This is a genomic window from Lysobacter sp. Soil_C_15, assembly GCF_057657315.1.
In genome coordinates this window covers 1-3883 of the sequence record NZ_JBDGIR010000023.1, presented here as the reverse complement: position 1 = coordinate 3883, position 3883 = coordinate 1, and the positions used below count along the sequence as shown (strand labels likewise).

3 protein-coding genes are annotated in these 3883 nt (G+C 69.9%); 1 reads left to right on the top strand and 2 read right to left on the bottom strand.

Annotated elements, in window-relative coordinates; translation table 11 throughout:
* The coding region (locus tag AC3A57_RS22845; RefSeq protein WP_487580997.1) for an AMP-binding protein at positions 1–2099 on the bottom strand (2099 nt) is incomplete at its 3' end.
* Between the two features lie 81 nt (positions 2100–2180).
* Positions 2181–3056 carry a lysophospholipid acyltransferase family protein gene (locus tag AC3A57_RS22840; protein WP_487580996.1) on the bottom strand — a complete coding sequence of 292 codons (876 nt, stop codon included), beginning with the start codon at positions 3054–3056 and terminating at the stop codon, positions 2181–2183.
* Positions 3057–3687: 631 nt separating this feature from the next.
* Between AC3A57_RS22840 and AC3A57_RS22835 the strand changes: the two genes are divergently transcribed.
* Positions 3688–3883, top strand: a 196-nt coding sequence (locus AC3A57_RS22835) for an AMP-binding protein (protein WP_487580995.1), incomplete at its 3' end; no start/stop codon positions are given.

Sequence of the window (3883 nt, the reverse complement as noted above, 5' to 3'; positions counted from 1 at the left end):
ATGTGATAGGCCGCACCGGCCGCCGCGTCCAGTTGGTCCAGGAACCACAGCCGCTGCTGCGACCACGACAGCGGCAACGGCCGGCGGCGGTCGGCGGCGGGCAAGATCTCGGCATCGCTGCGCCGCGCCGAGCGCAGACTGCGGGCCAGGCCGGCGAGCGTCGGCGACGCGAACAGATCCGCCGGCGCCAACTCCACCGCGAAGCTTTCGCGCAGGCGCGCGATCAGCATGCTGGCCCGCAACGAATCCAGGCCCAATGCGAACAGGTCCTGGTGCGGGTCCTGCGGCACCGCGCCGATCGCCTCGCCGACGATCCGCGCCAACCGCTCGGCGACGCCATCCTCCGGCTGCGGCGGCGTCGCCGCATCGTCGCCGGCTTGCTCGACCGACCATCGCCACACCGCGGCGAATTCGCCGGCGCGCAACAGTTCGCGGCAACGTCCGCGCTGCACCTTGCCGCTGGAAGTGCGCGGCAGATGCCCGGCGCGCACCAGCACGATGGCGCAGACCTCATAGATATCGTGCGTTTCGGCCAGCGCAGTACGGATCCTGGCCGCCAGCCCGGCGGTGTCCGGCGGCGCCGCGCCGGATACTTCCTGGACGATCGCCAAGGCGCCGGAATCCTCGCCGTCGAGCGCGAACACCGCGCAGCCGTCGGCGCTGAAGGCCGCATCCGCCGTGGCCACGGTTTGCTCGATGTCCTGCGGATACAGGTTGCGTCCGCCCAGGATCAGCAGTTCTTTCGAGCGGCCGGCGATATAGAGCTCGCCTGCGTGCAGGAAACCCAGATCGCCGGTGCGCAGCCAGGTCGCGCCGTCGCGCTCGACCAGGCTTTCGCGAGTGCGCTCCGGCTGGCCCCAATAACCGGCCGTCACCGAAGCGCCGCTGACCAGGATTTCGCCGATCGCTCCGTGCTGTGCCGGGCCGTCGCCGACCGGATCGGCGATCGATACGCGTACGCCGGCCGGGGCGCCGACGCTGGCCAGTTCGATGCCGTCGTGGCCCGTCGCGGCGACCGCCCGCCCCTGCGCCAGCGCGGCGCGGTCCAGCAGCATCGTACGCGGCGGTTCGCCGGCGCCGCGTACGTGCGCGGCGACCAGCAAGGTGGCTTCGGCCAGTCCATAGGCCGGTGTCAGCGCACCGGCCGCGAACCCGCGGTCGGCATAAGCCTGGGCGAAGCGGCGCAGGGTTTCGGGGCGGATCCGCTCGGCGCCGTTCACCGCCACCCGCACGCTATCCAGCGCCAGCCCCTGCAACTGCGGATCGTCCGCACGTTCGGCCAGCAAGGCGTAGGCGAAATTCGGCGCCACCGTCAGGGTCGCGCGATAGCGCGACAGCGCCTGCAGCCAACGCTGCGGCCGGCGCATGAACGCCGCCGGCGAGAACTGCACGCAACTGGCGCCGGCGAACAGCGGGTAGGCGATCGCGCCGACCAGGCCCATGTCGTGGAACGGCGGCAACCACGACACCACGAGGTCGTCCTGGCCCATGCCGTACCGGGCCACGGCGGCGGCGCAGTTGGCGACCAGATTGCCGTGGGTGACGATCACGCCCTTGGGGGCGGAAGTCGAGCCGGAGGTGTACTGCAGCACCGCGGGCGCAGACGCCGCCACCGCGCGCGCTTCGCGCCCGCTCCGGTCGGCGCTTGCGGGCGCTTGCTGGCGCGGATCGAACCAGGTCGCGTCCGCGGCGATCGCGCCGAACTCGCGCGTGCAGCGTTCGCGTACCCCGTCCAGAGCGAGGCAGACCGCCGGACGGCAATCCTCGAAGATCGCGCGCAAGCGCGGCAGGGCGCGCCGGCTGCCCGGCGGATACGCCGGCACCGCTATCAGCCCGGCGCGCAGGCAGGCCAGGAAAGCGACGATGTAGTCCAGCGACGGCGGCAGCAGCAGCAGCACGCGCTCGCCGCTGGCGGCCAGGTCTTCCAGCGCGTCCGCCATGCGCGCGACTTCGCGCTCCAGGCCGGCGTAATCCAACGCGACGCCGTCGCCCTCGCCGTCCTCCAGGAAGCGGAACGCGACGCGCCCGCGCTGTTGCGTATCCCCGGCGCGGCGGGACAGCACCTGCGCGAGCGAAAAACACGTCGAAGACACGACCACGGCTGACTCCATTCTGGACCACGGGCAAAGAAAACCGGTATTGCTCGCACTACCGCATCCGCACGGCAGCGATATCCTGTACTAGGCTTGCGGCACGACGGCGTGGCTGCGAAGGCGCCGGTTGATCCAGAAGTAGGCCGAAGGGCTGCGCCGGATCGCGTCCTCGAGGATGCGATTGACCCGCGCCGCGTCGGCGGCCGCGTCTTCGCCGAAGCCTTCCAGCGGCGGCGACAGCGAGATGCGGCTGCCGCCGCGCTCGCGGTGGTGGGTGAAGGCGACCACCGCCGCACCGCTCAGCTTGACCAAGCGGGTGGCGGACGACAACGTATGCAGCAGCATGCCGAAGAATGGCGCCGGCACCTGGTTGCGGTCGCGATATTCCTGGTCCGGCGCGAACCACAGCACCGCGCCCTCGCGCAGCATGGACAGCACGCCGCGCACGTCGCTGCGCTCGATCATGGTGATCTGCCGCCGGCCGCGCGATTTGCGCGACACCGCGTCGACCAGCGGATTCGGACGGCGCAGGTACATCGCGCACAGCGGAATGCGTTCGTTCAACAGCAACACCGCGTTTTCCATGTCGCTGAAGTGGAAGCCCAGCAGCAGCACGCCGCGGCCCCGCGACGCCAGCTCCTGCAGATGCTCGAGCCCCTCGACCACGCAGGGCTGCGAGGACGCGTCGCCGAACCACCAACGCCCCTTCTCCAGATAGCCCAGCACCGCTTGGGCCAGGCTGCTGCGGCCGATGCCGGCCCGTTCGCGCTCGCTCAGTTCGGGAAAACACAGCGCCAGGTTGTCGAGCACGATCCGGCGCGATTCGGCCGAGCCCCACCAGTAGACCGCGCCGGCAACGTTTGAGATCGGCGCCAGCAGCCGCAACGGCAGCACGCTCGCCAAGCGCAGAATCGACAGTTCCAGACCCGCCGCAATCCATTGTCGAACTGTCATTCCCGACATCAACCAGACTCCGTGTTCGCTGGAAAAACCCCGCCCGGCTCGCCTCCGACGCGCCACGGCGGTTCGATGCATGCAAGCGACGCAGCGACCGGCCCGATCATCCGCTGGGGGGCGGGGGCAGGTACGCGCTTTGCGGGCGCCGCCGCAGCGCGGGCCGAACTTCGCCGCGTGCGGCTGCGTCGAAACCGGCCGCCGGACGGCGGTCGCGGCGATTTCGATCGGCCGTCTGGCTGAGCGACGTCCGCTGGCTCGCCGGACCTAGTATCGACGGTTCGTCGTCTACTGCAATCCATTGCCGAACTGTCATTTCTGACACTACGCCGACTCCCTGCCCAACGAAACGACGACACTCGACGCGTCCCCAACGCCCCGAGGCACTCCATGCACGCAAGCGGCGCGCCGATCGCCCCATTCATCCGGCGCACGATCCGGCCAAGTCCGTTCTTGCTGGTGCCACCGCAGTATATTGAAGCCGTCATCGCGCACAACCTGTCGGACGAACGCGCGCATACGACGGCGATTCCAAATTCGCAGTAGCAACCTGACATGGACTCGTCGTAAGGTTATGCGCCGCATTGCCCGGAATTTTTCCGCAATGCAACAGGACCCCGTCGCTGCAAGGATTCGTGGCATGACCCGTCTTTCCTCCGCTTCCGCCCAGGACCGGGCGTCGCCGCCGACCTCGTTCGTCGAGGCATTGCAGGCGCAGGCGGCGCGCACGCCGGAGGCGGTCGCGCTGCGCAGCGGCGAGGCGCAGCTGAGCTATGCGCAACTGGAGGCGGCGTCGAACCGGGTCGCGCATGCGCTGATCGGCCTGGGCGTGGCGC

What these genes read in the sequence shown, in the direction of transcription:
- AC3A57_RS22840 (WP_487580996.1), bottom strand. Translation starts at nt 3,056, where the DNA reads ATGTCGGGAATGACAGTTCGACAATGGATTGCGGCGGGTCTGGAACTG.